The sequence below is a fragment of the Streptomyces sp. NPDC050508 genome (genome assembly GCF_040655155.1).
Lineage (GTDB): Bacteria > Actinomycetota > Actinomycetes > Streptomycetales > Streptomycetaceae > Streptomyces.
This window is the reverse complement of sequence record NZ_JBFAJJ010000002.1, coordinates 273,203-298,193: the sequence shown is the minus strand read 5'-3', so window position 1 is coordinate 298,193 and position 24,991 is coordinate 273,203. Positions and strand designations below refer to the sequence as shown.

Genomic DNA, 24,991 nt, shown 5'->3' with positions numbered 1-24,991 from the left:
AAGCCACGAACTCACAGCTTGGGAAGTCCGGGCGGCAACACCGGCACGAAGTCGCGATGGCTGCGGTGGTCCGCCGCCCGGTTTCCCGCGGAGTTAGTGTCTGTCGGATGGATGCAGACAATGCGGACGATTCGGACCGGCGGTGGACGCGGTCGATGCCCGAGGCCTATGAACGCCACCTGGTGCCGGTCTTCTTCCGCCCCTTCGCCGCCGACCTGGCCGCCAGGGCGGCAGCGCTGCGGCCCCGTACGATCCTGGAACTCGCCGCCGGAACCGGGGCGTTGACCTCGGCCCTGCTCGCCGCGGTGCCCACGGCCTCGGTGGTGGCGCCCGACCTCAACGAAGCGATGGTCACCGCGGACCTCATGGCCGCCGGACTGGCCCTGGCCACCACGGAGGGAGTCACGCTGGAAAGCGTTGCGGAGTCGGCGGCCTCCATCGCCACCGGGTTCCTCACGGGCACGCCGGTGAGCGCCGCAGTGCAGGCCCGCGAAGACGCGCAGGCCCTCCGGTCCGCCGTCACACAGAAGATGACGGGCCGCCTCGGCACCGGCCCTGTGACGGCGCCGATGACCGCGACCGTCTACACAGCGCACCAGTAGGCATGGACGCCTGTCTGGCGGTGGCGATGTGTTCGAAGTCCCGGGCCCTGCCGTGCGGTCCGTTCCGGGTGAGGAACTCCTGGACCTGCCCTGCCACTTGATCAGGGCCTCGTCACTTCGCCTGCTTCACCGGACACTTCGGCCGTGCCGGCCGTGCGGCTCACTCGGTGCCGGCGGGACGGTGGGCATCGGCGCCCGGGAAGAGGGCTGCGGCCACGTGCCTGGTGTCGGCGTATTCGATGACGGAGGCGATCTTGCCGTCGCGGATCGTATAGATGCCGATGCAGCGATTGTCGTAGGTGCCGCCGTACACGGTCGTGGCCTTGGAGGTCCATTCGGCCACCACGCGGTCGTTCTCGGCGATCGTGCTGACCAGTTCGATCTCCATGGTGCCGGGGACCAGTACCGGTCCCATGCTGCCGAGGAACTCGTTGATGATCTCGTCGCGGCCGTGCCACACCTTGGAGATGGGCAGGTCGCCCGGGTAGTGCCAGGTGGCGTCTTCGGAGAAGCTGTCGTGGATGACGTCGGCGTCGCCGTCGCGGACGGCCTCGACGTAGCGGATGACGACGGCCCTGGGGTCGCTGGTGGCCATGGTTGTGCTCCTTCGGTTCTTCTTTGCGGTTCTTCTTGCGCCCGGTTGTCCGGGAGTGGATCAGGACAGGGTGAGGACGGCCTTGCCGCGGATACGGCGGTCGCGCAGGTCGGTGAGGGTGGTCGCGGTGTCGGCCCAGTCCGTGACGCGGCCGATCTCGGGGTGCAGGCGGTCTTCGGCGGTCAGTCGGACGAGCGCCGTCAGGTCGTTGTCGAGGCGGCTGTCCGCGTCGAGGTAGTGGAAATGGCGGACGACAGCCGATTCGGGTCCGGCGAAGAAGTCGAAGAAGTCGAGCCTCGCCGGTGTGCGGCTGGCCTGCCCGAACCAGATCAGCGTGCCGCGCCTGGCGAGCCGCGCGAGTGCGAGGGAGAGAGTCTCTCCGCCGGTCGACTCCAGCACGACGTCGTAAGGACCTTGAGCCACGGTGACGTTCTGGACGATCTCGGTGGCGCCGAGTTCGGTGAGCCGGGCGCCGCGATCGACGTTCCTGGTCACAGCGGTGACCTGGGCCCCGGCGGCGGCCGCGAGTTCCGTGACGAAGTGGCCCACGCCTCCGGAGGCACCGGTGAGCAGGATCCGCCGTCCCAGCACCGGTCCGGCAGCGCGCAGCAGCCGCAGCGCGGTGAGCCCGGCCAGCGGCAGCGCCGCGCCCTGCAGCACGGAGACGTTGTCCGGCAGCTCGGCGAGCGCGTCGGTCGGCACAGCCACGTACTCTGCCCAGCCGCCTTCCATGGGGTGGCCGACGACCCGGGTGACCCCGGACGGTCCGCTGCCGTCGGCGGCCGACTGCACCACCAGCCCCGCGATGTCCTTGCCCGGGCGATCTCCGGAGGCGGGCTTTTCCAGCTTGAACGTCTCACCCCGGTTGACCGAGAACGCTTCGACCTTCACCAGAGCCTCGTCGGGGCGTGGTGTCGGCTCCGGGACATCGGCGAGCACGACCGGCTCGTCGGGATCTCCGGTCGGTATGAAGGCCTTCATAGTGGTCGTCTCCTCGGTGGTCCTCGGCGGTCCTCGGTGGTGTCTTCTGGGACCATCCGACCCGGTGGAGGGGCGGCTCTGCCAACAACGAAGCTTCCTGGCCGACAACTTGGGGTTGTCGCATATGGTCAGCAGCATGGACCTCGACCTCGCGCTGGTCCGGGCGTTTGTCGCGACCGCCCGGACGTTGCACTTCGGGCGGGCCGCCGACGAGTTGAACACCAGCCAGCAGGCGCTGTCCAAGCGCATCGCGCGGCTGGAGAAGCTGCTGGCGGTGCGGTTGTTCGAGCGCCAGGGCGGCATCCGGCTGACCGAGGCGGGGGAGCGGTTCCTGCCGGCCGCGCGTGAGGCGCTGGTGGCGGGCGAGCGCGCGATTGCGGCGGTGACGGGCGCCGGTCCGGTCGTACGGATCGACACATGGGGGCATCTGTACGCGCCGATGCGCACTGTTGCCGACGCGGTTCAGGATCTAGGCCCGGTGCGGTGGGAGCCGAGCCCGGGACGTGACTGGTCGTCAGTCGCGGGGGCGTTGCTGCGCGGAGACACGGACCTGGGATTCGGCCGGGTGCACCCACTGCCCGACGGCCGGGACGCAGGACTCACCCAGCGGCTGGTGCGGCTGGAACCCGTCGATGCGGTGGTCAGCCCCTCTCACCCGCTGGCCGGCGCCCACGCACTGCGCCCGGCCGACCTGCGCGACAGCGTGTTGTGGTGCCCGGCCGAACTGAGTCGGCTGGACTTCCTGCGCCGCTTCGCCGACGAATTCCGGATCACTCGACGGCACGATGGCCCCAATCTGGGCCTGGACCACCTTGTGCAGCACCTCCGCACCGAGCCCGACGGCTTCACCCTCTTCCCCGCCGACGCGCCGCTGCCGGACCACACGGGCCTGCGCTGCATACCGCTCGTCGAGCCGACACCGCTGTATGCGTGGTCGCTGTCCTGGCGCGAGTCCTCCCGCCATCCCTTGCTCGACACCTTGCTACGAGGCTTCACCGAGGCCGGCCGTGGCCGACGCTGGTTGGACTACTCGCCGCAGCGTGACTGGCTCCCCGACATCGACCATCCGAAACTCACGGGCCTGCAGACAGAAAAGAACCCCCGGGGCCATGACCTGGGGGTTCGAAGTGGAGCGGGTGACGAGAATGGAACTCGCACTCTCAGCTTGGGAAGCGATGGCGCTTGGGGAGCCGGATAGCCTCTGAACTGGGCATACGTGCTCTGGTGTGGCGCCCGGGTGCGCATGACTCCTGAGGTGTCATGCAGGACCACGCTCCGCTGCAGCGGAACCCGCTCCGTGCGGAGCGAGTTCACCGGTGCCGCCGGGTCGGCCATGCCGAAGGAGATGCCGAACAGCAGCTTGAGCTCCGCGGGGATACCCAGAAACTCGCGGACGGCGTCGGCGTAGACGCCGAGTACGGTCTGCGGGATGCCTGCCAGCCCCCTGGCCGCCAGTGAGAGCAGGAAGTTCTGCGCATACATGCCGATGTCGCGCGCCGTCCGTACCCCGTCTCCGAGCGTCGGCATGAACAGGAAGGCGGCATGGGGAGCGCCGTAGAACTCCAGGTTCTCGCGGACCGCCGCCCTCCTGCCGTCCCGGTCCGAGCGCTCGCCCCCCGGGCCTGGTAGACACTCGCACCCAAGGCCCGCGACCGCTCGACGTAGATGCCCTCCTCGCCGTAGCCATCGGTGAAATCCTGCGAGATCCGCCCTTCCTCCTCGGCCCGGAGCAGCTCTTGGCCCAGGGCGTTCCGCGCCGCACCCGAGACGACGTGCACGGTCCATGGCTGGGTGTTGCTGTTCGAGGGGGCCGTCTGTGCGTCTTCCAGCACGCCGATGATGTCCGAAGGGGACAGTGCGGTAGGCAGGAACCGCCGGGGGGAGCGTGCGATGTCGGTGAAGGGTGATGCGGTGCCGTGCAAGGCGATTCCGCTCCGCGGCGCGCAGTCACCGCCACGACGGCCGCGGCAGAGCGCGGTACGGCACGCCATGCGACGAGGCCGCTGACGTAAGGGCCGGGCGCGGGACGCACCCTTAGCGGGCGGGTACCGGCAGGCATGCGGATGCTCGCAGGCGGCGGCGTGCCGAGGCCGCAGGTCGCAGCGCGGAGGACTGTGCGCTCTTCGTGTTCGTCTTGTGTGTTCGTGGGCTGCGGGCGCTGCCGCTCTCGTGCCGTCGCGTGCACGAGAGCCGCGTCGGGTGACTCAGCGGTGCGCGGCGCGGTTCATCTCGACGACGTCGTCGACGGTGGGGTTGGCCGGGAGGGCGGCGAAGCGTTCCGGGAGGCTGTCGCGGATGGCCGCGTCCTTGGCGCGGTCGGCCGCGGCCAGGGCCGCGGGCAGTTCGTCGAGGGTCAGTTCGGTGCAGTAGGCGGGGCTGTTCGGCTGCTGGCGCCAGGAGTTGGCCAGCGTGCCGGTGTCGTAGGGGTCGAAGCCGGTGTCGTCCACCAGGCTCATGGCCACCTTCCGCGCCTCCTCGGAGTCGCCGGCGACGGGGATGGCGAGGCGGCCGGGTGTTCCGGCCGGGACGCCCTTGGTCCGCTGGGTTTCGGCCAGCGCGGCGTTCCACGCCTTGACCACGGGGCGGCCGAGCAGCTCGGCGGTGTACACGCTCTCCACCTGGCCGTTGTCCACCGCCTCGACCGGCTCGCTGAGCATGCCGGGGTAGTAGTTCGCGGTGTCGATGACCACCGTCTCGTCGGGCAACGACGCGAACAGGTCCGCCAGCTGGCCCGCCACCCCGAAGGGGATCGACAGGACGATGACGTCCCGGCCCTGGACGGCGTCGGCGAGGTCTGCCGCGCGGGCTCCGGACTCCAGCACCTCCGCCCGGACGGCCTCGGGGCCGCGGGCGTCGGCCACCTGGACGTCGTGACCGGCCGCGCTGAGCTTGGCAGCGAGGTTCCCGCCGATGGCTCCGGCGCCTATGACAGTAATTTTCATGATTTGTTCCTTAGGGGGTCATGCCGCCGCTGAGGGCAGCGCGATGTGATGGATGGGTGGTGGTGCGCCCCGGCGTTGCGGGGGCGGAGCGGGGTGCCTGGCGATTTACGCCTGGGTGTCCTGCTGGAGGTAGCCACTCGCGATGAGCGTGCGGAGCCGGTCGAGCGGCTCCTCTTCGGTGCCGGTGCCCTTGATCCAGGCAACGGAACAGGCCGCGAGGAACAGGTCGTGCCCCCGCACCGACGCGCGCACGCGCCCCGCGAGCTGGGCGGCTCGCACGTACTGATCGGTGGCGGTGATGAGGATGTCGCAGGGGATGGTGAGGGGGTTGTCCGGCTCCTGTGCCCTGGCCGCGGCCATGAGCGGGTCCGGCAGTCCGCTGAAGGCGCTGAAGTACTCCTCCATCGCGCGCAGCCACTGCTCCAGCGCCTCGGCCGGGTCACCGAGTTGCTCGATGTCCGCCTGGCGGGCCACGAGTTCCTCGGAGCGTGTCTGCAGCACCGCCGCCAGCAGTGCCTCCCGGGTGGGGAAGTGGCGGTACAGGGTGGCGGGCCCGACGCCGGCCTCCTTGGCCACCGCCTCAAGGGAGGTGCCGACTCCGTGCTGCAGGAAGTGACGCTGCGCGGTTTCCAGAAGGGCCGCTCGGTTGCGCTGAACATCAGCGCGGGGCTTGCGTCCCCGCTGTTCATCGGCGCTCATGCGCCCTCCTGCCTGCCGTGACCCTGCGGCCACATCAAAACGGATGCTGCCTCCGTATGTATTCGAGAGTAAAACGGAGGCAGCATCCGGTCAAACCGGCGGCCCAACGACTCAGCCCCGACAGCACAGGGGCCCGACACGTCTGGCCACAGAGCGCAGGTCAATAGCCGTACGGGGGTGGGCGGACGCGGTGCCGCGCTGTCGGTCCCGACGACTTCCGGTGTCCTGGACCGTGGCCCGCATGCATCACTGGTGCCCCTGACAGGGCTGCCGCGCGTCACCCCGGGACGCCTCATCCCGTGCCGAGCCTTGATCCGTCCCCCGGCCCAGGACGTCAGGGGTGAGCTGCTGGTGCCCTATGACGGAGAGCAGTTCGAGCTTGCTGTGGCTCTCCGTGCCGGGGCGAGTGGTCAGCACCACCAGAGTCTGGGCGCGGTTCTCGGTGTACAGGAGCTGGGCGTCGACGTCGATGCGGCCGAGTTCGGGATGGAGGACGGTCTTGCAGTCGTCGTAGCGTTGCGCGACCTCCTGAAGTTCCCACATGCGGACGAACTCGGGGCTGCGTTCCTGGAGTTCGGCGAGGATCAGGGCGGCCCGGGGGGTGTCGCTGCCGGCCGTCAGCGCGGCCCGCAGGCGCGCTGCCTGGGCACGGCCGTGGCGTTCGTGGGTCTCCTCGGGAACCATCAGACGCTCGGCCGGGTCCATGAACCAGCGGTAGTAGCCGCTGCGGGCCAGACCGGTGTGGCGGGTCTGGTCGCCGAGCAGCGCGACGGCCACGGGGTTCATGGCGAGGGTGTCGAACAGGTCGGTCTGCACCATGGCCGGGGAGTCGTCCAGACGGTCCAGGACCCGCATCAGGGTCGGACTGACATGTTCGGAGCGGTGGAAGCGGGCCGGGGCGTTGTGGCCGATGAGCACGAAGAGATGGTCGCGTTCGTCCAGGGTCAGCCGCAGTGCCCGGGCGAGTGCCGCGGTGATCTGGACGGAGGGCTGTGGGGCGCGCTGCTGTTCCAGCCGGGCGTAGTAGTCGGTGGACATGCCGGCGAGCTGGGCGACCTCCTCGCGGCGCAGCCCCTGTGTACGCCTGCGCGGCCCCTCGACCAGCCCCACGTCGCGGGGCCGCAGCGTCTCACGCCGGTGGCGCAGGAATTCCGCCAAGTCCTTCTTGTCCATGCCCCCATCCTCGCCGCATCCCGCCCGGCTATCCAGAGACCGCCGATCCATGGCTGAGCACCCCCTCCCATCCGCGCAAAGCCGCTCGAACGGCCGACGCCGATGGCGCTCGCGGCGAGACATCCCGATGGTCACCCGACCTGCATGACCCGCCGGGAAATGCGCCGACCGTCGGCGGCGCACCGCAGGCCGACGGCAGGGAAGACGGCCCGCCACGACGGTCCCCCCGTCGAGGACGCCCGACGCCTTGGACGGGCCCCGGGCCTCGCCGCTCGGCCTGGCCGCCGCGACGATGTTCGCCGTGTCGGACGGGCGCTCGCGTGTCTCTCGGCGTTCAGGACGGAGCCGGTCGCCTTCCGTGGGACGACCGGGGCGAAGCCGAAGCCGCTTCCCTGCCGTTCCGCGTCTTCGGTGAGGACCACCCGAGGCGGGTCCAGCTCGCGTTCGTCCCTGATGTGGCCCCACAGGGCCTGCCCGCGTGCTGTTGTTCCGCGTCGGTCTTTCAGGTCGGTCAGCTGCCGCTGATCATGGCGAGGACGTCGTCGTAGGAGCCGTTGGCCTGCGCGTCGCGGATGAACCCGGCGCGCTCGACGACAAGCTCCTTCGCGTCGGGCTTCTCGCGCAGCAGGTCGAGGGTCTCGGTGAGGAAGTCGTCCAGCGGCATGGACTGGTCGCTGTCCTGCTGGCCCAGCAGGGTCGTTCGCACGCCCGGCGGGACCACCTCGATCACCTGGACGCCGGCGTCAGCACCTGCGAGCTGGATGCGCAGGCTCTCGGAGAAGGAGTGCAGCGCGGCCTTCGTCGCGCTGTAGGTCGGGGTGCTCGGGAACGGGACGAACGCCAGTGCGGAGGTGACGTTCATGACGACCGCGTCGTCCTTGCCCACCAGCAGGGGCAGGAAGGCGTACGTCATCCGGATCGTGCCGAGCAGATTGGTCGCGATGTGATCCTCGGCGACCGGGAGTTCGGCCGGGTCGAGGAGGTTTTCCAGCAGCATGATGCCGGCGTTGTTGACCAGGACGTTCAGTCCCGGGTGGCTCGCCGCCACGGTCTTACGGGCCTGGGCGATCGAGTCGGGGTCCGCGACGTCCAGGACGAGCCCGTCGATGCCCGGGTGCTCGGCCGTGATCTCGTCGAGGAGTTCCTTGCGCCGGCCGGCGACGACCACCTTGTTGCCGGCCTCGTGCAGACGTAGGGCCAGACCGAGGCCGATGCCCGAGGTTCCGCCGGTGATCAGGATCGTGTTGCCGGTCATCTTCATGGGGGTCTTGCTCCTTCGGTACGGCGGGCCGGTGAGCGCCCGCAGCTTCGACCGTAGGGACGCCCGCGCAGGGGCGGGAGAGGACGGTTTATCCATGGATCGGCGGTCTCTGCCTGGTGGAGTGGTCCCACCCAGCGGATCCGGTGGCGCTTCGGCGTCGCGGCATCCGAGGCCGGCTCTGGACGCGCCCACAATGGCTTCCCCTTCTGGCACAGGGAACTGAACGGTCCAGCCACTCGGGGGCCCAAGCCCGTCGGACAACCCGCACAGGTGCACATCCGCCAGGCCGATCCTGGTCGGACGTCCGTACGTCGCGTTGCCTGCTCAAGTGACATCGCGGAGGGCTTCGCACCATGTCTGACCAGCGGGCGCCTTCGGGGGATGTGGAGAGGGTGCCTGGTCCGAGACGACCCGCGAGGTGCGCCCCTTCCCCGGCTCTGCCTCCGGACGAGGGCTACACCGAGTCCCTCTCGGTCGCGCTGCCAGTCGCGAAGGTTCTGGGCGGCCTCGCGCACCGTGAGGTCAGAGCTGGAGGTGAGGAACTGAGTCATGAGAGGACCCCTTCGAAGGTGTGGGTGACCGGTCCGCCGACCCAGTGAGGTGCGCGGCGACACGAGTCCGCGCAGGGTGGCGATGACGACGGCAGCGACGGTTCCGCTCCCGCACGACAGGGTTTCCGCCTCGACGCCGCGTTCGTAGGTGCGGATCTTCAGCGCTTGGTTTCCGGCGGCCTGTACGAAGTTGACGTTCGTCCCCAGCGGGGCCAGGTCCGGGTGGTGGTGGATGAGGCGTCCGACGAGTACCGCGTCGATGGCGTTCACGTCGTCCACGATGGCGACGACGTGTTCGGTGCCGGTGGCGTCGGCGCCAAGCGACCGGAGATCTACATCGACGGCGACCGCGTCGTGAAACAGCCACCGCTCGTCGCCGAGCGCCGTCGGCTCGGTGGACCTGGCGGGAGCACCGAACGTGACTACTTGCCATCGACCCACGACCTCCGTATGGTCGTACGAACGTAAGACATACGAACGTAAGTCAATCTAAAGGAGTCCGTGATGGCGACAACTCGGCCGGTGGCGCTCGTGACAGGGGCCTCGTCAGGGATCGGCAAGGAGACGGCCCGCGCCTTCGTGGCGGCAGGTTTCGAGGTGATCGGAACCGGCCGCAAGACCTCCGGACTCACCCCGCCCGCCGGGGTGACATACCTCGATCTCGACGTGGCCAGTGACGACTCGGCCACCGCCGTGGTGGGAAAGGTGATCGACCGGTTCGGACGCATCGACGTCCTGGTCAACAACGCGGGCATCGGCTCGGCGGGCGCGGTCGAGGAGAACTCCGTCGCCCAGGCCCAGAACGTCCTGAACGTCAACGTCCTCGGCGTCATCCGTATGACGAAGGCCGTCCTGCCGCACATGCGCGCCCGTGGTGGCGGACGCGTCATCAACATCTCGTCCGTCCTGGGCCTGATCCCCCAGCCCTACATGGCGCTCTACGTCGCCGCGAAACACGCCGTCGAGGGCTACTCCGAGTCCCTGGACCACGAAGTCCGCGAACACGGCATCCGCGTCCTCCTCGTCGAACCCGCCTTTACCAAGACCAGCTTCGACACCAACGCCGCACAGCCCGACACCCCGCTGCCTCTGTACGCGGAGCGACGGCGCGTCTTCGACGAGGTGATCGCGGATGCGATGAAGGCCGGCGACGACCCCGCGGTGGTCGCCAAGGTGATCGTCACGGCGGCCACCGACAAGAAGCCGAAGCTGCGCTACGCCGCAGGCCCCCTCGCCACGCGCATGAGGACGCTGCGCCGCTTCGCCCCCGCCATCACCTTCGACAAAGGCATCCGCAAATTCAACCGGATGCCCGCCTGACATCCCGGTCCGGCTTCAGGGGCGCCGATTCCGCCTGGATGTCGCCGGTGGACCCGACATCACCGGCTTCCCTGATGTCGCCGAAAGTCCATTGATCAGTCACTCGTTGATGTGCCGAGGAGAGTCATGCAGCAGCAACGGCAGCAAACGGCCCGGCGCAGTGCACCGAGCACACGGCGTTTTCTTAAGAGGAACGTCGGCATCGCGCTGGCGGTCACCGCGACGGCGGCCGTCCTGGTGTCGGCGCCGTCCGCGTCCGCGTGGACGGGACACTCGTACAGCAGGTCCGTTGTCACCGACGTACGGACCGCGGCGAAGTTCGACTTCGCCGCCGGCGAGATCCCCGAGAACATCACCGTCAACCCCGACGGCTCGGTGACCCTGTCCCTGCTCGGCAGTTGCGCGGTGTGCGAGCGCACGCACGGGCCGGAGTTGATGCGTATCTCCGCGTCCGGACAGCGCACGGTGCTCGCCACCGGGCAGGTGGGTGAGGCGATCAGCGGCAACACCCGTGGCAGTGACGGCACCGTCTACTACAGCGTGTGGGCCCCGGGCAACGCGGCCAGGAACGGCGTGTACAGGCTGCTTGCGGACGGGACCCCTCAGCGCATCGCCGCCCTGCCCGCCGACGCGGGCCCCAACGGGCTGGCCATCGACCCGACAGGACGCACCCTCTACATCGCCGACAGCCTCAAGGGCATCATCTGGTCCGTCCCGACCGCGGGCGGACCGGCGACCCCGTGGCTGACCGACGCCGCTCTCGCGCCGGTACCGACCGAAGCCCTGCCGATCGGCGCCAACGGGCTCCGCTTCCACAACGGCGCCCTGTGGATCAGCAACTTCAACAAGGGAACACTGCTGCGGGTACCGGTCACCGGCACCGGCACGGCCGGCCCCATCCACCTCGTCACGGGCGGCCTGCCCAACATCGACGACCTCAGCTTCCTGGCCCCCCGCTCCGACGTGGTGTTCGCGGCGCAGAACGGCTCCTCCTCGCAGAACGGTCCGGACAGGGTCGTGGTGATCTACCCGAACGGCACCTCCAAGGCCGTTCTGACCAGCGCGGACGGTCTTGCCTCGCCCTCCGCAACCGCGGTTCGCGGCGACCGGCTGTACATCACCGACGGCGGCGTCCCCGAGCCCCACGACCCGAAACTCCAGACAGCGAGGATCAACTTCGCTGCTCTCCTTGCCCACGCGGCACACTGACTCGACCAGGGCGGTATCCGGAGCGCAAGCGCTGGCCGCGATGGAGGAACGCCTCGTGCGGTACACGAAAGAACACAAGCAGGAGACAAGGCGGCGGATCGTCGAGACGGCCGGTCGCCGGCTCAAGCGGGACGGCATCGACGGCTCCGGAGTCGCCACGCTCATGAAGGACGCGGGGCTGACCAACGGCACCTTCTACGCCTACTTCGCGTCCAAGGACGAACTCGTCGCCACCGCGGTCGCCGACCAGATGCGCGCACAGCACGAGAGCATCGTCGCGCAGGCGGCGCCCGGCCGTGCCGGACTCGAACAGTTGATTCGCTGGTACTTCTCCACCGAGCAGCGCGACAACGTCGAGGACGGCTGCCCCAACGCCGCCCTGCTCGACGAGATCGGGCGCTCCACGGATCCCACCAGGCAGGCGTACACCGACGGCGCGCTGGTCCTCATCGACGGCTTCGCCGCCCGCCTGGCACCCCACGATCCGCCGTCGGCACGTCTGAAGGCACTCAGCCTCCTCGGCATGATGGCCGGGACGCTTCAGCTCTCCCGCGCCCTGACCGACCGGCAACTCGCCGACCAACTCCTCGAACAGGGCATCCACAACGCCCTCGCACTACTGGATGCTGAGCAGCACGACTGAGACGCCATCCGCGTGTCGATCACGGGGCTGGTCGGCTCGAAAAGGGGTTCGGCGGGTCCCTCGACAACCGCATCCGCTTCGCCGTCGAGGTCGCCGCCGCTCCGGCAGCCGAGATCGGCGGCGACGAACTCCCGCACACCCTCCGCAAGTTGTGGTCGAACACCGTGCTTCCCAACCGGGCCGACCCCGACCACCCCACCCACCTGAAAAAACCCGGCGATACCGGTCCTTGCGGGCCGGTATGCCCAAACGACCCCCTGGAGGTACCACATGTCCGAGCACGCTGCAGTTGAACTGAGCCCGGAAGCAAGCCAGTTCGCGGAATGGTTGGCCACAGGGGCGAATCCCCCGTCCGAGCTGGACGCGGCGCGCATCCAGGCGGAGCAGGTCCATCTCGCGGCCCGTGAGCCGGAAGGGGTCACCTATCGGGAGGTGGACGCGGGTGGCGTGCCGGGAATCTGGTGCGAACCCGTCGACGCCAACACCGACTACGTCCTCCTGCACTCTCACGCCGGGGGCTCCGTGCTGGCGTCAGCACACGTCGACCGAAAGCTCGCCGGCCATATCGCCAAGGCTGCCGGGGCCCCCGTACTGGTCCTGGACTTCCGGCGGGCACCGGAACACAAGTACCCGGCTCAGGTGGACGACGCGGAGGCGGCTTTCAACTGGCTGCTCTCCGAAGGGTACGAGCCGGGAAACATCATCACGATCGGCCACTCGATCGGCGGGTTCATCGCGGTCGCCCTGGCGCTTCGCCTCCGCGACAAGAAGCAGCCGCTGCCCGGCGCCGTCGTGTCGATCTCGCCCTGGTGCGACCTCGAGATCGCCAACGAGACCATCACGGCCAACGCCGGGACGGACAAGATCCTCAGCAAGGGTCTGCTGGAGTTCTTCCGTGACGCCTGGATCGGCGGCACGGGCATCGAGTTCACGGACACCCGGATCAATCTGAACCGGGCGGACTTGAGCGGTCTCCCCCCGACCCTCGTCTCCTGGGGAACGTACGAGGTCCTGGCCGGCGAGGACGAGGAGTTCGCCGCCCGCGTCAAGGACGCCGGAATCGACACGGCGACCGTGGTGGTCCCCGGAGGCCAGCACTCCTACGTCTACGGTGCCGGCCGGATTCCGGAGACCGACGTAGCCATCGCACGGATCGGCGCGTGGGTCCGGGAGAAGGCGAAGATCTGACCGAGAGAGGGGCCTGCCGTGCACACGGCAGGCCCCTCGCATGTTGCGGCCTTCACCTTCCTGATCAACAACGCGGGGTCGCCCATGATCTGCCGACCGTAATATTATGTTCGTCAGGCCATCGATTAGGATGGAGTGCGTCGCAATGGCCCCGCGAAGCGAATGGAGGAACCCTGTGGCGCGCTACGCCAAGGAGCACAAGCAGGTGACGCGGCAACGGATCATCGAGACGGCCGGCCATCGGTTCAAGCAGGACGGCATCGACGGTTCGGGCATCTCCACGCTGATGTCGGACGCCGGGCTCACCAACGGGGCCTTCTATGCCCACTTCGCGTCCAAGGACGACCTCGTTGCCCATGTCGTGGCCGACGAGCTGCGCACGCAGGTCGCGAAGTACGGCACTCTGCGGCCCGGCCGCCCAGGACTTGAGGACCTCGTTCGCGAGTACCTGTCGGCCGAGCACCGGGACCACCCCGGCGTCGGATGCCCGTCCGCCGCCCTGCTCGACGAGATCGGCCGCTGCGGAGACGGGACCAAGCAGGTCTACACCGACGGCGCGCGGGACATCCTGGACGAGGTCGCCGCCCGCCTGGCACCTGAGGATCCGCAGTCCGCCCGCGGCAAGGCCATCGGGCTCTTCACCATGTTGGTGGGGGCGTTGCAACTGTCCCGCGCTCTCTCCGACCGCAAGTTCGCCGATGAGGTCCTTGAACGGGGAATCGAGAACGCCCTCGCCTTCATGCGCTGAGGGGGACATGGCCAACGGCGCCAGCTCCAGGGCGTGGGGGTCGTCCGATGCGTAGGACCCCGTCAGCAGAACAGCCATCACTACGGGTGGCGGCTACCTGGACGACACCGGCCTGGTCATCGAGCACCGTCGTGAGCGTGGCCAGGCCGAACTGCCGACTCGGAGGGGCGAACACAACCGCTCACACCGCAAAGCCCGCTCCCGCGCCAAGCACGCCTTCGCCGGGCGACCGGGGGGACTCAGGTCAGCAACTCCGATCAGGTGGTTCGAGCCGCTCGCCCCAAGTGCGTCACGGCTCGACGGACGACCATGCTTCGCGCCTACTGCCGTTCGAGGAACGCGAGAGCCGTCTCCACGAACTCCCGGTGGAACTGGAAGATGCCGCCATGACCGGCGTCGGGGTAGAGCACCAACTCGCTGTTCGGCAGCCGTCGCGCCAGGTCGGCCGAGTTCTTCGAGAACCATCCTGTCGCTCTCGCCGTTTGCGACGAGCACGGGCTGGTGGATGACGGAGAGATCCTGGGGCCGCTCCAGCCCCCAGCGGTGAATGGCCTTCAGTTGGGCGCCGTACGACGTGAGGGAGATCGCCTTGTCCCGGTCGTGGGTGCGCTCCTTCAGGCGGGCCAGGAACTCCTTCCCGGCCCGGCGCCCGTTGGCGGTGCGGGTGAAGAAGAGGAACTGCTTCGGGTCCTGAAGGGTGAGCAGTCCTCGGACGGTGTCGAGATGGGACAACCGGGTCACGTTCTTGATGCCCTCGCCGCCCGCGGGACCGGTCCCCGTGAGGATCAGCTTGCGGACGAGGTCCGGGTCGGTCTGCACGATCACCTGAGCGACCATGCCGCCCATCGAGAAGCCGTGGAGATCGACGTACTTGAGCCCGAGCGCCCGGATGAACGTGACGGCATCCTTCGCCATCGCCTCGATGGTGCGCGGCGTCGAACCGGTGGAAGCGCCGACCCCTTTGTTGTCGAACGCGATGACCCTGCGCCGGGCGGCGATGCCGTCGACGACCCGGGGGTCCCAGTTGTCGAGGACCGCGGCGAGATGGGTGAGAAAGACCACCGGGACGTCGGACGGGGGACCGAGCTCGCGGTAGGCGAAGGTCACTCCCTCGGCGGTGAGGGTGCGGGTCGGCACGTTCTGGTACGACGTCACCACGTCGCCTCGTACTTCTTGTGAGTCGTTCACGGTCGTGCCCTTCGGCGTGGGGGTTCCTGCGAGCGCGTGCAGACCCCTCTCTCAGGGAAGGGTGCGTAGAGCAGTCACCCGCGTCTCCCGGCTGCGGCTGCAGCCTGCGGAGTCGACGGTCAAAGACGGTGGGCGTCGGAACTCTGAGTGGTCGAGCGCCGCAGCATCGCGTCGATAATTAAAGTATGACCGTACTTCTATGCGCCTGCAAGTCGGCGGGCTCGATGAGATGACGTCATGTTCGGACCTCGGTCCGCATCGAGACGCCCGGCGCCTACGCCATGACGGCCGGGACGCTACGACTCTCCCGCCCCCTCGTCGGCGGGCATCGCTTCGGTGACCTCCTCGCGCCGGGCATCCGCAACGCCCTCGTACCGCTGGGCGCCCACCGTGTCCACGAGCGCCTCCGTGAGGCTTCGAAGGCGATGACCCGGCGGCGGTCGGGTCTCACCCTCAGGTCCCGCGTCCGCCGCGAGTGTGGCGCCCTCGGGAGGGGCGGGTCCACTTGCGACCCACCGGTCGACCACTTAGAATTACGAGCATAATTTAATTGGCGGGGCATCCCGGAAGGTCCTGCCAACGGGGTACAGGTCGGGCGCCACGCCCGGCGCGCCTCATGCGTGATCGGCACCAGGGCGCTCGCCCCCTTCACCAATAGGCGGGGTCGGAAGTCCCCATTGAGACCCGTCGCGCCGAAGAACGCGTACTACCAAAAATCACCAAGCATCCAACGAAGCGAAGTCCGGAATGAATAGCACCCCGTCCGCTTGCGGGCGAGATGAGGAGCCGACGATGAGGGCCTTCACGGTAGAGCGCTACGGCGACAAGGCCGGCGTGCGTGTCGGCGATGTGCCGGACCCGGAGGTGGGCGCGGAGGACGTGCTGGTCCGGATCCACGCCGCGAGCGTCAACCCGCTCGACAGCATGATCCGGGACGGGGAGATGAAGGCGATCCTGCCGTACAAGGTCCCGTTCGTCCTGGGCAACGACCTGGCCGGGGTGGTGGTCGAAGTGGGTGCGGCCGTCACGCGGTTCGCGGTGGGCGACGAGGTCTTCGCGCGGCCCGACAAGGACCGGATCGGCACGTTCGCCGAACTCATCGCGGTGCACCAGGACGACGTGGCGATCAAGCCGGCCACCCTGACCATGGAGGAGGCGGCGTCCCTTCCCCTGGTCGCCCTGACCTCATGGCAGGTGCTGGTCGAGCGGGCGCACATCCAGCCGGGCCAGAAGGTCCTCATCCACGCGGGTTCCGGCGGCCTGGGCACCATCGCCATCCAGCTGGCGAAGGAGCTGGGTGCGCACGTGGCGACCACCACGAGCACGGCCAACGTCGAGCTGGTGGAGCGTCTGGGCGCGGACGTCGTCGTCGACTACAAGAAGCAGGCGTTCGAGACGGTGCTGCACGACTATGACGTCGTCCTGGACTCGCTCGGCGGCGAGACGCTGAAGAAGTCCCTGGACGTACTCAAGCCCGGCGGGAAGGTCATCAGTGTCGCGGGCCCGCCCGACGCCGCTTTCGCCAGGGAGCTGGGAGCGAATCCGATCGTCCGGCTGGTGATGTCCGCGCTGAGTTTCCGGATCCGGCGAAGCGCCCGGCGTCACAACGTGACGTACTCGTTCCTGTTCATGAAGGCCGGCGGGGACCAGCTGCGCGAGCTCACCCATCTCATCGAGGCCGGCAGGATCCGACCCGTCGTCGACACGGTGTTCCCGTTCGAGTCGACCCGGGAAGCGCTGGAGTACGTCGAAGCAGGGCGCGCGAAGGCTGGCAAGGTCGTCGTCAAGATGCCGTGAGGGAACAGGACTGCCGCTCAGCCGGGACACGGGCCCGATCCACCGGCGGACAGTCGCGGTGGGCTGACGGGAACCAGGTTGGGCGCAACTGCCCCTTTGCGTAAGCGACTTCGCATCCAGGCGAACACCCTGTGACGCCTCCCACCTGCACTTAGGGCACGCGGAGGCACGCCACCCCCGAATTGGACTAGACAACAAAGAACCCCCGGGTCATCGACCTGGGGGTTTCACATGGAGCGGGTGACGAGAATCGAACTCGCACTCTCAGCTTGGGAAGCTGATGTTCTACCACTAAACTACACCCGCGCGTGACGCCGGTTGAGCCGGTGTCGAATGCCCGCTCACTCTACCTCATGCCTGGCCCCCGGCGCCGAAGCCCGTGGGGCCCGGTCGTGTTTCGGAGGGTGGACGGGGCTGCGGGGGGCCGGAGTTGGGGCGTACGGTGGGGGTGTGGAAGAGGGTCTGGGTGGGACCGGAGTGCCGCCTGGAGAGTCGTTCCTTTCATCCCGTAATGTGGCATTTGGCGTCAGGCGAGCAGCAGCCGGACGCGGCTCTTGGGGAAGGGACTCTGGGACTTGATGGACCACACCGTCGTCCGTTGTGCCGATGGGCACGTGTTCAGTACCGCTTCGTTCCCGATGCAGCAGGCCGAGCGCCTCGGCCCTGGTCGGCTCGTGCGATGTCCGAGGTGCGCGCGGCTCCGCAGCGTGGTGCCGGTGTCCTTGGAGAAGGAGAAGCAAGACCAGTAGGGCCAGCAGGAACAAATAGGGCCAGATAGGGCCGGTAGGGCCAGTACGCGGCAGTGTCTCAAGGCGCGCTGAGTCGTCACGATTGTGGTGGCTCGGCGCGCCTTGCGTATCCTCGGGGCGTGCTTCTCTCAGACAAGGACATCCGGGCCGAGATCGACGCCGGGCGGGTCCGGATCGATCCCTACGACGAATCCATGGTGCAGCCGTCCAGTGTCGACGTGCGCCTCGACCGCTACTTCCGGGTGTTCGAGAACCACCGCTACCCCCACATCGACCCGTCCGTCGAACAGGCGGATCTGACGCGACTGGTGGAGCCGGAGGGCGACGAGCCGTTCATCCTGCACCCCGGCGAGTTCGTGCTCGCCTCGACCTACGAGGTCGTATCGCTCCCCGACGACCTCGCCTCGCGGCTCGAAGGGAAGTCCTCCCTCGGCCGGCTCGGGCTCGTCACGCACTCCACCGCCGGGTTCATCGACCCCGGCTTCTCCGGGCACGTGACGCTGGAGCTGTCGAACCTCGCCACGCTCCCGATCAAGCTCTGGCCGGGCATGAAGATCGGCCAGCTGTGCATGTTCCAGCTCAGCTCGGCGGCCGAGTTCCCGTACGGGAGTGAGCGCTACGGCTCCCGTTACCAGGGGCAGCGCGGTCCGACCGCCTCCCGCTCCTTCCTCAACTTCCACCGGACCCAGGTGTGAGCATGAGCGACGCAGCCGTACGGGAGAACCTGACCTACGACGCGTTCGGCGGCGCCGTGCGCGAACTCGCGCAGACCATCGCCGACGACGGCTACGAGCCCGACGTCATCCTCAGCATCGCCCGCGGCGGGGTGTTCGTCGCCGGCGGTCTTGCCTACGCCCTCGACTGCAAGAACATCCACCTGGTCAACGTGGAGTTCTACACCGGAGTCGGCACCACGCTCGACATGCCGGTGATGCTCGCCCCCGTCCCGAACGCCATCGACTTCTCCTCCAAGAAGGTCCTGATCACCGACGACGTCGCCGACACCGGCAAGACGCTCAAGCTGGTCCGCGACTTCTGCCTGGACGCCGTCGCCGAAGTGCGCAGCGCGGTCATCTACGAGAAGTCGCAGTCGCTGGTGAAGTGCGAGTACGTGTGGAAGCGGACCGACGACTGGATCAACTTCCCGTGGTCCGTGGAACCTCCGGTCGTACGTCGCGCGGGGCAGATTCTCGACGCCTGAGCGAGGCGGCGGCTTCTACGACGAGGACGGGCTCCCGGTTCACACCGGGAGCCCGTCCTCGTCGTAGCCGAGAAGCCTCTAGAACGTGCCCAGCTTCACGATCGACAGCAGGGCGATCAGTTGGATCGACGACGCGGCCAGGGCCTTCGGCCAGGGGAGGTCGTGGGAGCGGCTGACCATCATGGTGAGGAGGGCGCCGGCCGCTACCCAGGTGGCCCAGCCGAGGGCCTGGACGAAGGTCGCGTTGCCGCTGAGGAACATGGCGAAGACCAGGCGGGGGGCGTCCGTGAGGGACATGATCAGCATCGACAGGCCCACCGTGGGCTGCCAGGCTCCGTCGCCGCCCAACTGGCGGGCCAGGGTGTGGGTGACCACGCCCAGGACGAAGGAGGAGAGGACCATCGCGACGGCCGTGATCAGGACGATCGGGACCGCGTTGGCCAGGGTGGCGTTTATCGCGTCCGCGCGGGCGCCGTCGAAACCGAAGACCGCGAGCAGGCCGTAGAGGAACGTCACGATCAGGGCGGGGCCCCACATCGCGTAGTCCCGCATCTGGAGGAAGGTCTGCTGGGGGGCGAGGACGACGCCTCTCAGCAGGTCCTTCCAGTGCAGGCGGGGGCCGACCGGGCCCGCGGGCGCCTGGGCCGAGCCCGCGCGGTACGTCCCGCCCTGGGTGTACGGGTCCTCACCTACGGAGAAGGCCTGGGTGCTGCCCGGGTTGTTCGCCGCGTACGGGTCCGGGGTGCCCTGGTGACCCGGGTGGCCCTGGGCGTATCCGCCGCTGTCGCCGAAGTACTCCGGCTCGTCGCCGTAGGCGCCGTTGCCGCCGTTCCCCTGGGACCACTGCCGGCCGCCACCTCCGTACTGCTGCTGCGGGTGCGGCTGCGGAGCCGCGGGGTAGCCGTAGGGCTGTCCCTGCGGTGCCGGGGGCGCCTGCTGCCCGTACGGAGGTTGTTGAGGGCGCGCTTGCGGGGCCCTGCCGTCCCGGCCGCCGCGTCCGATCCTGAATCCAGCCACGTCATCGAACGTACCTGGTTCCGGGGGGACACGTGCCGGGCCGGGGCTTTCGGGCGGGCCTTTGCTGCTGAGCTGTGACATCCCCTAAGGGGAGGGCGGGAGGGGCCTTAAGGGAGTGCTACGGAAGCATTCCGGCGCCGAGCCTCGGAGCGCCCGATGTCGGGACGCCGAGCGACGACGGGCCGTAGGCGACCGCGTTCTTCGAGGTCAGGCCGGTGGTGGTGCCGTGCAGGGTCCATACGGCGCCGTCTCCGCCGTTCTCTCCCATGGCGCCCACGGACAGGTCCGCGTGGCCGTCGCCGGTGAGGTCGGCGAGGTGGACGGCCGAACCGAAGTGGTCGTTGTCCTCGTTCGCGCCCGGGACGCCCGCCGTGTTCTGGCTGAAGGACTGGGCGCCGGAGGCGGTCAGGCCGGTGGACGAGCCGCGCAGGAGTGTGACGTTGCCGGTGAGGTCGGCCGAGCCGATCTTCTCGTAGTCCGCGGCGACGGCCGCGTCGGCGTATCCGTCGCCGTTCACGTCGCCGAGGGAGACCGACCAGCCGAAGCCGTCGTCCGTCTCGTCGGCGCCCGGGACGCCCGCCGTGTCCTGGTCGATCGTCCGGTCCGGCTCGGGGTCGACGCCCGTGGCGTGGCCGAGATGGGTGCTGACGGAACCGCCGAGGTTGCCGTCGACGGCGCCCCAGTACTCGCCGGTGACCACGTCGTCGTATCCGTCGCCGTTGATGTCGCCGACGGCCGCGACCTCGCTGATCTCGTCCAGTTCGGACTCGTGGGCAAGACCTGAGGAGGCGCCCCGGAACACCGTCGCGCCGTCGTAGGGGTAGGCACTGGTGGCGACGAGCTCGTCGGAGCCGTCGCCGTTCAGGTCGCCGGAGGCGAAGAACGTGACGCCACCGGAGCCGGACCGGATCGGCGCGGTCACCTTGTACTTCGACGCGGCGCCCGATGTCTTCGTGAAGCCGCCCCTGCTCACCCAGACGTCCGTGCCCGTGCTGCCCACCGCGAGGTCCGCCTTGTGGTCGCCGTTGAAGTCGCCGACGGCGAGGGACTGGCCGAAGGCGTCGTGGGCCGTGGGGGCGGGGTCGGCCGCCGTACGCCCGCCGGAGAGGCCGGAGGCGCCGCCCCAGACGATGATCGCGGTGCCGCCGTCGGTGTCGGTGCCGAGGTCCTCGCCGGGGGCGCCGATCACGAGGTCGGCGTATCCGTCGTTGTCGAGGTCGCCGGAGGCGAGGGCCGAGCCGAAGTGGTCGCCCTGTTCGGCGGAGCCGGGGATGCCGCCGGTGTTCTGGGTGAGGACCGTACGGCGGGAGGCGCTGATGCCGGACTTGGAGCCGTAGTTCACGACCACGGCACCGGCGGACGTCCTGCCGCCGACGGTCGCGGTGGGCGCCGCGGTCACCAGGTCGCGGTAGCCGTCGCCGTTGAAGTCGTCGGAGTACTTGGCGGTGGCCGCGGACGCGGGGGCGGTCAGGACGAGCGGGGTGAGGCCCGCGAGGAGGAGGGCGGAGGCCAGGGCGGTGGAAGTGGGCCGACTGGGCAAGGGAGTTGGCTCCAGGGGGAGGAGGGGAGAGATGAGGGAGGGAGTGGGGGAGGGGAGTGGTCGGGCCCATGACGGGGTGTCATGGGCCCGGAACTGGAGGGGAGTTGAGTGCTAGTCGGCGAACAGGGCGCCGAACTGCGGTGTGCCGGACGTCGAGACGCCCGAGGTGCTCGGGGAGATCGTGCGGGAGCCGGTGGTGGTGATCTTCGTGCCGTTGGAGGGGAGGTAGGTCACCGCACCGTTGGCGTCGTTCTCGTACGAGCCGACGAGCAGGTCGGCCCTGCCGTCGCCGTTGACGTCGTCGAGCTTGACGTCGGCGCCGAACAGGTCGTTCTTCTCGTCGGCGCCGGGGACGCCGGCCGTGCTCTGGGCGAAGGACTGGACGCCGGTGGTGGTGTCGGCGCCGGCCGCCGAGCCGTAGACGACCGTGACCATGCCGGCGTTGGTGGCGGCGCCGAGGTCCTCGTTCGGGGCGGAGATGACGACGTCCTGGTAGCCGTCGCCGTTGACGTCGCCCAGGTCCAGGTCCCAGCCGAAGGCGTCACCCTTCTCCGAACTGCCGGGTATGTTCCCGGAGTTCTGGGTGATGCCGGTGGTCGAGGCGGGGCCGGACGCGGAGCCGTAGGTGATGTTCACCTGGCCGCCGTTCGCCGAGTCCGGGACGGTCGTACCGTCGCTCGTCGTGGCGTCCCAACCCGCGCCGCTGACGATGTCGCCGTAACCGTCGCCGTTGATGTCGCCGATACCGGTGACGATGCCGGGCTTGAGGGTCTGCACGCCCGCGATGCTCAGACCGCTCGCGGCGCCCGGCACGTAGTAGTTGGTGTTCCAGCCGTTGCTGGTCTGCGTCTCGTAGCCGTCGACCACGAGGTCGGTGCGGCCGTCGCCGTTGACGTCACCGGCCGTGAGGTGCGCCGGGCCGTACGGGAAGCCGGTGGTGCCGGAGTGGATCGGGGGCTTGATCGTGTAACGGCCGCCGGGCTTGCCGGTCGAGCTGCTGAAGCCGCCCTTGTAGACGTAGACGGTCGCGGCCGAACTGCCCACGGCCAGATCGGCCTTGCCGTCGCCGTCGAAGTCGCCGGCGGCCAGGGTCTGGCCCCAGTTGTCGTGCCCGGACACGGCCGGGTCCGGTACGTCGCTGCTCTTGCCGGTCAGGCCGCTCTTCGAGCCCCAGAGGATCGCGAGGGCGCCGCCGTCGGTGTCGGTGCCGACCTTCTCGTACGGCGAGGCCACGGCGAGGTCGTCGTAGCCGTCGCCGTTGAAGTCGGCGTACGCCGTCTCGTCGCCGAAGTAGTCGCCCTTCTCGGCGGTGCCGGGCACGTTGCCCGAGTTCTGGCTCAGCGTCGAACGCTTCGCGGACGACACTCCGGTGGCGGTGCCGTAGAGCGCGACGACCTGGCCGGCATCGGCCTGGCCGGTGACGTAGGCGCCGGGCGCGGAGACGACGACGTCGCCGATTCCGTCGCCGTTGAAGTCGGCCTTCGCGACCTTGAAGGAGTCGGCGGCGTTCGCGGTGGCGACCGAGACGGAGAGCAGACCGCCCGTCAGTGCGGCCGCGGCGGCCGTCGCGAGGGCGAGTCGCAGGTACGGGTGCTGCTGCTGGTGCATGCGGGGTCTCCTGCGGCATGCGGGGGATGCGTGGCGGGCATCCGCGTCGATGAGGTGTCGATCGGTGTCGATGGGTGCGTGCCGTCCGTGTTCGCCAGGAGTTGTCCTTGGCTTCACGGGTGGTTGGCGATCAGGAGACCTGTGGTGGTGCGTAAGGGTTGTACGTGAGTTCGGTAAATCTGTGGGGCGTGTCTGGATGCCGAGGCTCAGCTCCACCGTCATCGGGTGGTCCTGCGCACGCCCTGTACCCACGCGAGAGCGACGAGCCGGGCGTGGCGACAACAACCGCCCGGCCTCAACTCGCCGCTCTCGTCACCCACTTGCGCACAAAGTGACGTGTTTCCGCCCGCTTACACGAAGTTCCAGATCTGGTTGGTGTTGCCGGGGACGCAGTCCCACACCTGGATCCTGGTGTAGTCGTTCAGCGATCCGCCGGGGAGGTCGAGGCACCTACCGCTGGCCCGGTTGACGATCTTGGAGGAGAGTCCGACGCCTGCTGCCTGGAAGGCCCATTCCTCTGTCGAGGTCACGTTGCAGTCAAGCTGCTGTGCGAGGCTGCTGTTGGCGGTGCCGTTGACGTCCAGGCATTTTCCGCTGTTCCGGTTCACGAACTTGTAGTAGCCGTCGTTGAGGTACACGAGGACCCATAGTTGGTTGTCCGCGTTGAGGCAGGAGTACTGCCATACCACCGCGTAGTTGGCCTGGGACTTGCCGTCGACGTCCAGGCACTTGCCGCTGGTGATGGCCTGGATCTCGTAGTAGTTGCCGACAGACTTGGGTGTGACCGACGCTGTCGCCTGACCGCCGGCGGCATGGGCGGACGTACCGGTGAGCAGCAACGCGCCGATCGAGACAGTGAAGGCCAGGGCTTCGCACAACTTGCGTCTGAGGCTCATGGATTCCTTCTGGTTGTGGTGGGAAATCCGATGGCCAGCGTGGTGTGCGGGAGTCCGCCTGTCACGTTCTGTGCCGCTCAGTGGAACGGGATGACCTGCGGTGTCATCACTCTTCCGCGAAGGCCAACTCGCTTTCTCTGTCCGCCGGAGTTACGACGTGCAGACGTTCTTGAGCTTGTCCGCCGCCGCGTCGATCTTGCTGGAGTCGGGGTTCGTGTCGCCGTTCAGGATGGACTTGTTGTAGTCGGAGATCGCCTTGTTGAGGTTGTCGACCGCCTTGTCGACCTTGCTGTCGTCCGAGTTGGCGTCGATCTTGTCGATGTTCTTGTTGATCGTCGCGATGGATTCGTCGGTCCGGGTCGGGTCCTTCGCCGCGTCGACGCCCGCGTCGTGGATCGCCTTGAGGCTGTCGGAGATGGTGTTCCAGTTCCTGAGGCAGTTCAGGGAGTTGGAGGCGTCGGAGGTGTCGGTGGGGTCGCAGGCCGTGAGGAGTCCGGTGGTCAGGGCGATGGCTGCGACGGCCAGGGGCAGGGTGGCCGTACGGCGGCGGTTCGTGGTCATGGGTGTGCCCTTCTCGGGTGAGGGGGAGGGGGAGGGGGAGGGTGTGGTTCTGCGGGGACTGTGGGGCCGTCCTCAGACCCAGGGCCCTTCCGCCCGTGCCTCGACCACCGGCTTGCGGCGGGCCGCGATCAGGCCGCCCGCCGCACCCAGGGAGACCAGGCCCATTCCGGCGGCGGTAGCGATGCCCTTGACGCCGTCCATGGCGAAGTAACTGGCCACGGCCACACCGCCGTTGAACAGGAACAGGAACCACAGCGTCGACGGCTTCGACAGGAACGCCTTGATCCTCGGCTTCTTCGCGATGCGTGAGCCGGCCAGCAGCGAGACGGCGATACCGGTGTAGGTGGCGGCGGTCTTCGCCGTACCGTCCAGCACCGCCCCGGAGGCCGTGCTCGCGGTGAGGCCGCCGATGAAGAACGACCAGAGCAGCAGGTTGGCGATGAACGACTTGACGGTGGTGAGCAGCGACTTCACGGGTTTTCCTAAGGGAGGCGGGGGCGTGATCTCTGCCTTCTACGATTC

At 68.7% G+C, this 24,991-nt stretch carries 24 protein-coding genes, 1 tRNA gene and 4 pseudogenes; 12 read left to right on the top strand and 17 right to left on the bottom strand.

What is annotated here, in order from left to right; genetic code table 11:
* The first annotated feature begins 155 nt into the window (after positions 1–155).
* On the top strand, positions 156–602 hold the full coding sequence (locus AB0I69_RS06495) for a class I SAM-dependent methyltransferase (protein WP_363095006.1): 447 nt from the start codon (positions 156–158) through the stop codon (positions 600–602).
* 160 nt (positions 603–762) lie between these two features.
* On the opposite strand, the gene AB0I69_RS06490 is transcribed toward AB0I69_RS06495, so the two are convergent.
* Together AB0I69_RS06490 and AB0I69_RS06485 are read right to left on the bottom strand one after the other, a co-directional pair.
* On the bottom strand, positions 763–1,197 hold the full coding sequence (locus tag AB0I69_RS06490) for a nuclear transport factor 2 family protein (protein ID WP_363094438.1): 435 nt from the start codon (positions 1,195–1,197) through the stop codon (positions 763–765).
* 60 nt (positions 1,198–1,257) lie between these two features.
* Entirely contained in the window at positions 1,258–2,178 is a 921-nt protein-coding gene (locus AB0I69_RS06485; RefSeq protein ID WP_363094437.1) for a zinc-binding dehydrogenase, read from the bottom strand.
* Between the two features lie 136 nt (positions 2,179–2,314).
* Between AB0I69_RS06485 and AB0I69_RS06480 the strand changes: the two genes are divergently transcribed.
* Positions 2,315–3,376 carry a LysR family transcriptional regulator gene (locus AB0I69_RS06480; RefSeq protein WP_363094436.1) on the top strand — a complete coding sequence of 354 codons (1,062 nt, stop codon included), beginning with the start codon at positions 2,315–2,317 and terminating at the stop codon, positions 3,374–3,376.
* Between the two features lie 197 nt (positions 3,377–3,573).
* On the opposite strand, the pseudogene AB0I69_RS06475 reads toward AB0I69_RS06480, so the two are convergent.
* From AB0I69_RS06475 to AB0I69_RS06445, 7 genes and pseudogenes are all read right to left on the bottom strand, one after another.
* Positions 3,574–3,705 (bottom strand): annotated as a pseudogene (locus AB0I69_RS06475) (nitroreductase); the annotation flags it as partial.
* Positions 3,706–3,944: 239 nt separating this feature from the next.
* Positions 3,945–4,169 (bottom strand): annotated as a pseudogene (locus tag AB0I69_RS06470) (nitroreductase family protein); the annotation flags it as partial.
* 213 nt (positions 4,170–4,382) lie between these two features.
* A complete protein-coding gene (locus tag AB0I69_RS06465; protein ID WP_363094435.1) occupies positions 4,383–5,120 on the bottom strand; it encodes an NAD(P)-binding domain-containing protein in 738 nt (245 codons plus the stop codon).
* A 105-nt stretch (positions 5,121–5,225) separates the two neighbouring features.
* Positions 5,226–5,819 carry a helix-turn-helix domain-containing protein gene (locus tag AB0I69_RS06460; protein ID WP_363094434.1) on the bottom strand — a complete coding sequence of 198 codons (594 nt, stop codon included), beginning with the start codon at positions 5,817–5,819 and terminating at the stop codon, positions 5,226–5,228.
* A gap of 246 nt (positions 5,820–6,065) precedes the next feature.
* Positions 6,066–6,992, bottom strand: a complete 927-nt coding sequence (locus AB0I69_RS06455; RefSeq protein ID WP_363094433.1) for a helix-turn-helix transcriptional regulator — start codon at positions 6,990–6,992, stop codon at positions 6,066–6,068.
* 511 nt (positions 6,993–7,503) lie between these two features.
* On the bottom strand, positions 7,504–8,253 hold the full coding sequence (locus tag AB0I69_RS06450; protein WP_363094432.1) for an SDR family NAD(P)-dependent oxidoreductase: 750 nt from the start codon (positions 8,251–8,253) through the stop codon (positions 7,504–7,506).
* Positions 8,250–9,074 carry a hypothetical protein gene (locus AB0I69_RS06445; RefSeq protein ID WP_363095005.1) on the bottom strand — a complete coding sequence of 275 codons (825 nt, stop codon included), beginning with the start codon at positions 9,072–9,074 and terminating at the stop codon, positions 8,250–8,252. Before AB0I69_RS06445 ends, AB0I69_RS06450 begins: the two co-directional genes overlap by 4 nt.
* Here AB0I69_RS06445 and AB0I69_RS06440 point away from each other — a divergent pair.
* The 7 genes and pseudogenes from AB0I69_RS06440 to AB0I69_RS06410 form a co-directional block, all read left to right on the top strand.
* Positions 8,970–9,272 carry a hypothetical protein gene (locus AB0I69_RS06440; RefSeq protein ID WP_363095046.1) on the top strand — a complete coding sequence of 101 codons (303 nt, stop codon included), beginning with the start codon at positions 8,970–8,972 and terminating at the stop codon, positions 9,270–9,272. The genes AB0I69_RS06445 and AB0I69_RS06440 overlap by 105 nt on opposite strands.
* 36 nt (positions 9,273–9,308) lie before the next feature.
* Positions 9,309–10,124, top strand: a complete 816-nt coding sequence (locus AB0I69_RS06435; protein WP_363094431.1) for an oxidoreductase — start codon at positions 9,309–9,311, stop codon at positions 10,122–10,124.
* A gap of 126 nt (positions 10,125–10,250) precedes the next feature.
* Positions 10,251–11,333, top strand: coding sequence for a hypothetical protein (locus tag AB0I69_RS06430; RefSeq protein WP_363094429.1), 1,083 nt, complete (start codon positions 10,251–10,253; stop codon positions 11,331–11,333).
* A 40-nt stretch (positions 11,334–11,373) separates the two neighbouring features.
* Positions 11,374–11,976 (top strand): TetR/AcrR family transcriptional regulator, encoded by a 603-nt coding sequence (locus AB0I69_RS06425; protein ID WP_363094428.1) that lies wholly within the window; start codon positions 11,374–11,376, stop codon positions 11,974–11,976.
* Positions 11,977–12,246: 270 nt separating this feature from the next.
* Positions 12,247–13,164, top strand: a complete 918-nt coding sequence (locus tag AB0I69_RS06420; RefSeq protein ID WP_363094426.1) for an alpha/beta hydrolase — start codon at positions 12,247–12,249, stop codon at positions 13,162–13,164.
* Between the two features lie 175 nt (positions 13,165–13,339).
* Positions 13,340–13,912 carry a TetR/AcrR family transcriptional regulator gene (locus tag AB0I69_RS06415; protein WP_363094425.1) on the top strand — a complete coding sequence of 191 codons (573 nt, stop codon included), beginning with the start codon at positions 13,340–13,342 and terminating at the stop codon, positions 13,910–13,912.
* An 88-nt stretch (positions 13,913–14,000) separates the two neighbouring features.
* Positions 14,001–14,135, top strand: a pseudogene (locus AB0I69_RS06410) (IS5/IS1182 family transposase); the annotation flags it as partial.
* A gap of 251 nt (positions 14,136–14,386) precedes the next feature.
* Here AB0I69_RS06410 and AB0I69_RS06405 read toward each other — a convergent pair.
* Positions 14,387–14,974, bottom strand: a pseudogene (locus tag AB0I69_RS06405) (alpha/beta hydrolase); the annotation flags it as partial.
* Between the two features lie 918 nt (positions 14,975–15,892).
* Here AB0I69_RS06405 and AB0I69_RS06400 point away from each other — a divergent pair.
* Positions 15,893–16,897, top strand: coding sequence for an NADP-dependent oxidoreductase (locus tag AB0I69_RS06400; RefSeq protein ID WP_363094424.1), 1,005 nt, complete (start codon positions 15,893–15,895; stop codon positions 16,895–16,897).
* 232 nt (positions 16,898–17,129) lie between these two features.
* On the opposite strand, the gene AB0I69_RS06395 is transcribed toward AB0I69_RS06400, so the two are convergent.
* A tRNA-Gly gene (locus AB0I69_RS06395) sits at positions 17,130–17,203 on the bottom strand.
* Positions 17,204–17,765: 562 nt separating this feature from the next.
* Between AB0I69_RS06395 and dcd the strand changes: the two genes are divergently transcribed.
* Positions 17,766–18,341 carry a dCTP deaminase gene (dcd, locus tag AB0I69_RS06390; protein ID WP_280875850.1) on the top strand — a complete coding sequence of 192 codons (576 nt, stop codon included), beginning with the start codon at positions 17,766–17,768 and terminating at the stop codon, positions 18,339–18,341.
* A 2-nt stretch (positions 18,342–18,343) separates the two neighbouring features.
* On the top strand, positions 18,344–18,847 hold the full coding sequence (locus AB0I69_RS06385; RefSeq protein WP_363094423.1) for a phosphoribosyltransferase: 504 nt from the start codon (positions 18,344–18,346) through the stop codon (positions 18,845–18,847).
* Positions 18,848–18,925: 78 nt separating this feature from the next.
* Here AB0I69_RS06385 and AB0I69_RS06380 read toward each other — a convergent pair whose 3' ends face one another.
* The 6 genes from AB0I69_RS06380 to AB0I69_RS06355 all read right to left on the bottom strand — a co-directional run bounded on the left by AB0I69_RS06380 (position 18,926) and on the right by AB0I69_RS06355 (position 24,943).
* Positions 18,926–19,945, bottom strand: coding sequence for a YIP1 family protein (locus AB0I69_RS06380; RefSeq protein ID WP_363094422.1), 1,020 nt, complete (start codon positions 19,943–19,945; stop codon positions 18,926–18,928).
* A gap of 37 nt (positions 19,946–19,982) precedes the next feature.
* The gene (locus AB0I69_RS06375; RefSeq protein WP_363094421.1) at positions 19,983–21,404 is read right to left on the bottom strand and encodes a VCBS repeat-containing protein; all 1,422 of its coding nucleotides are present in this window, start codon (positions 21,402–21,404) and stop codon (positions 19,983–19,985) included.
* A 111-nt stretch (positions 21,405–21,515) separates the two neighbouring features.
* On the bottom strand, positions 21,516–23,012 hold the full coding sequence (locus AB0I69_RS06370; protein WP_363094419.1) for an FG-GAP-like repeat-containing protein: 1,497 nt from the start codon (positions 23,010–23,012) through the stop codon (positions 21,516–21,518).
* 350 nt (positions 23,013–23,362) lie between these two features.
* Positions 23,363–23,908 (bottom strand): RICIN domain-containing protein, encoded by a 546-nt coding sequence (locus AB0I69_RS06365; protein ID WP_363094417.1) that lies wholly within the window; start codon positions 23,906–23,908, stop codon positions 23,363–23,365.
* Positions 23,909–24,058: 150 nt separating this feature from the next.
* On the bottom strand, positions 24,059–24,469 hold the full coding sequence (locus tag AB0I69_RS06360) for a hypothetical protein (RefSeq protein WP_363094416.1): 411 nt from the start codon (positions 24,467–24,469) through the stop codon (positions 24,059–24,061).
* A 72-nt stretch (positions 24,470–24,541) separates the two neighbouring features.
* On the bottom strand, positions 24,542–24,943 hold the full coding sequence (locus AB0I69_RS06355; RefSeq protein ID WP_363094415.1) for a hypothetical protein: 402 nt from the start codon (positions 24,941–24,943) through the stop codon (positions 24,542–24,544).
* Between the last annotated feature and the right edge of the window lie 48 nt (positions 24,944–24,991).

Coding starts and splice junctions, on each gene's coding strand:
- AB0I69_RS06495 (WP_363095006.1), top strand. CDS start 156: ATGCCCGAGGCCTATGAACGCCACCTGGTGCCGGTCTTCTTCCGCCCC.
- AB0I69_RS06490 (WP_363094438.1), bottom strand. CDS start 1,197: ATGGCCACCAGCGACCCCAGGGCCGTCGTCATCCGCTACGTCGAGGCC.
- AB0I69_RS06485 (WP_363094437.1), bottom strand. CDS start 2,178: ATGAAGGCCTTCATACCGACCGGAGATCCCGACGAGCCGGTCGTGCTC.
- AB0I69_RS06480 (WP_363094436.1), top strand. CDS start 2,315: ATGGACCTCGACCTCGCGCTGGTCCGGGCGTTTGTCGCGACCGCCCGG.
- AB0I69_RS06465 (WP_363094435.1), bottom strand. CDS start 5,120: ATGAAAATTACTGTCATAGGCGCCGGAGCCATCGGCGGGAACCTCGCT.
- AB0I69_RS06460 (WP_363094434.1), bottom strand. CDS start 5,819: ATGAGCGCCGATGAACAGCGGGGACGCAAGCCCCGCGCTGATGTTCAG.
- AB0I69_RS06455 (WP_363094433.1), bottom strand. CDS start 6,992: ATGGACAAGAAGGACTTGGCGGAATTCCTGCGCCACCGGCGTGAGACG.
- AB0I69_RS06450 (WP_363094432.1), bottom strand. CDS start 8,253: ATGAAGATGACCGGCAACACGATCCTGATCACCGGCGGAACCTCGGGC.
- AB0I69_RS06435 (WP_363094431.1), top strand. CDS start 9,309: ATGGCGACAACTCGGCCGGTGGCGCTCGTGACAGGGGCCTCGTCAGGG.
- AB0I69_RS06430 (WP_363094429.1), top strand. CDS start 10,251: ATGCAGCAGCAACGGCAGCAAACGGCCCGGCGCAGTGCACCGAGCACA.
- AB0I69_RS06425 (WP_363094428.1), top strand. CDS start 11,374: ATGGAGGAACGCCTCGTGCGGTACACGAAAGAACACAAGCAGGAGACA.
- AB0I69_RS06420 (WP_363094426.1), top strand. CDS start 12,247: ATGTCCGAGCACGCTGCAGTTGAACTGAGCCCGGAAGCAAGCCAGTTC.
- AB0I69_RS06400 (WP_363094424.1), top strand. CDS start 15,893: ATGAGGGCCTTCACGGTAGAGCGCTACGGCGACAAGGCCGGCGTGCGT.
- AB0I69_RS06385 (WP_363094423.1), top strand. CDS start 18,344: ATGAGCGACGCAGCCGTACGGGAGAACCTGACCTACGACGCGTTCGGC.
- AB0I69_RS06380 (WP_363094422.1), bottom strand. CDS start 19,945: ATGTCACAGCTCAGCAGCAAAGGCCCGCCCGAAAGCCCCGGCCCGGCA.
- AB0I69_RS06370 (WP_363094419.1), bottom strand. CDS start 23,012: ATGCACCAGCAGCAGCACCCGTACCTGCGACTCGCCCTCGCGACGGCC.
- AB0I69_RS06365 (WP_363094417.1), bottom strand. CDS start 23,908: ATGAGCCTCAGACGCAAGTTGTGCGAAGCCCTGGCCTTCACTGTCTCG.
- AB0I69_RS06360 (WP_363094416.1), bottom strand. CDS start 24,469: ATGACCACGAACCGCCGCCGTACGGCCACCCTGCCCCTGGCCGTCGCA.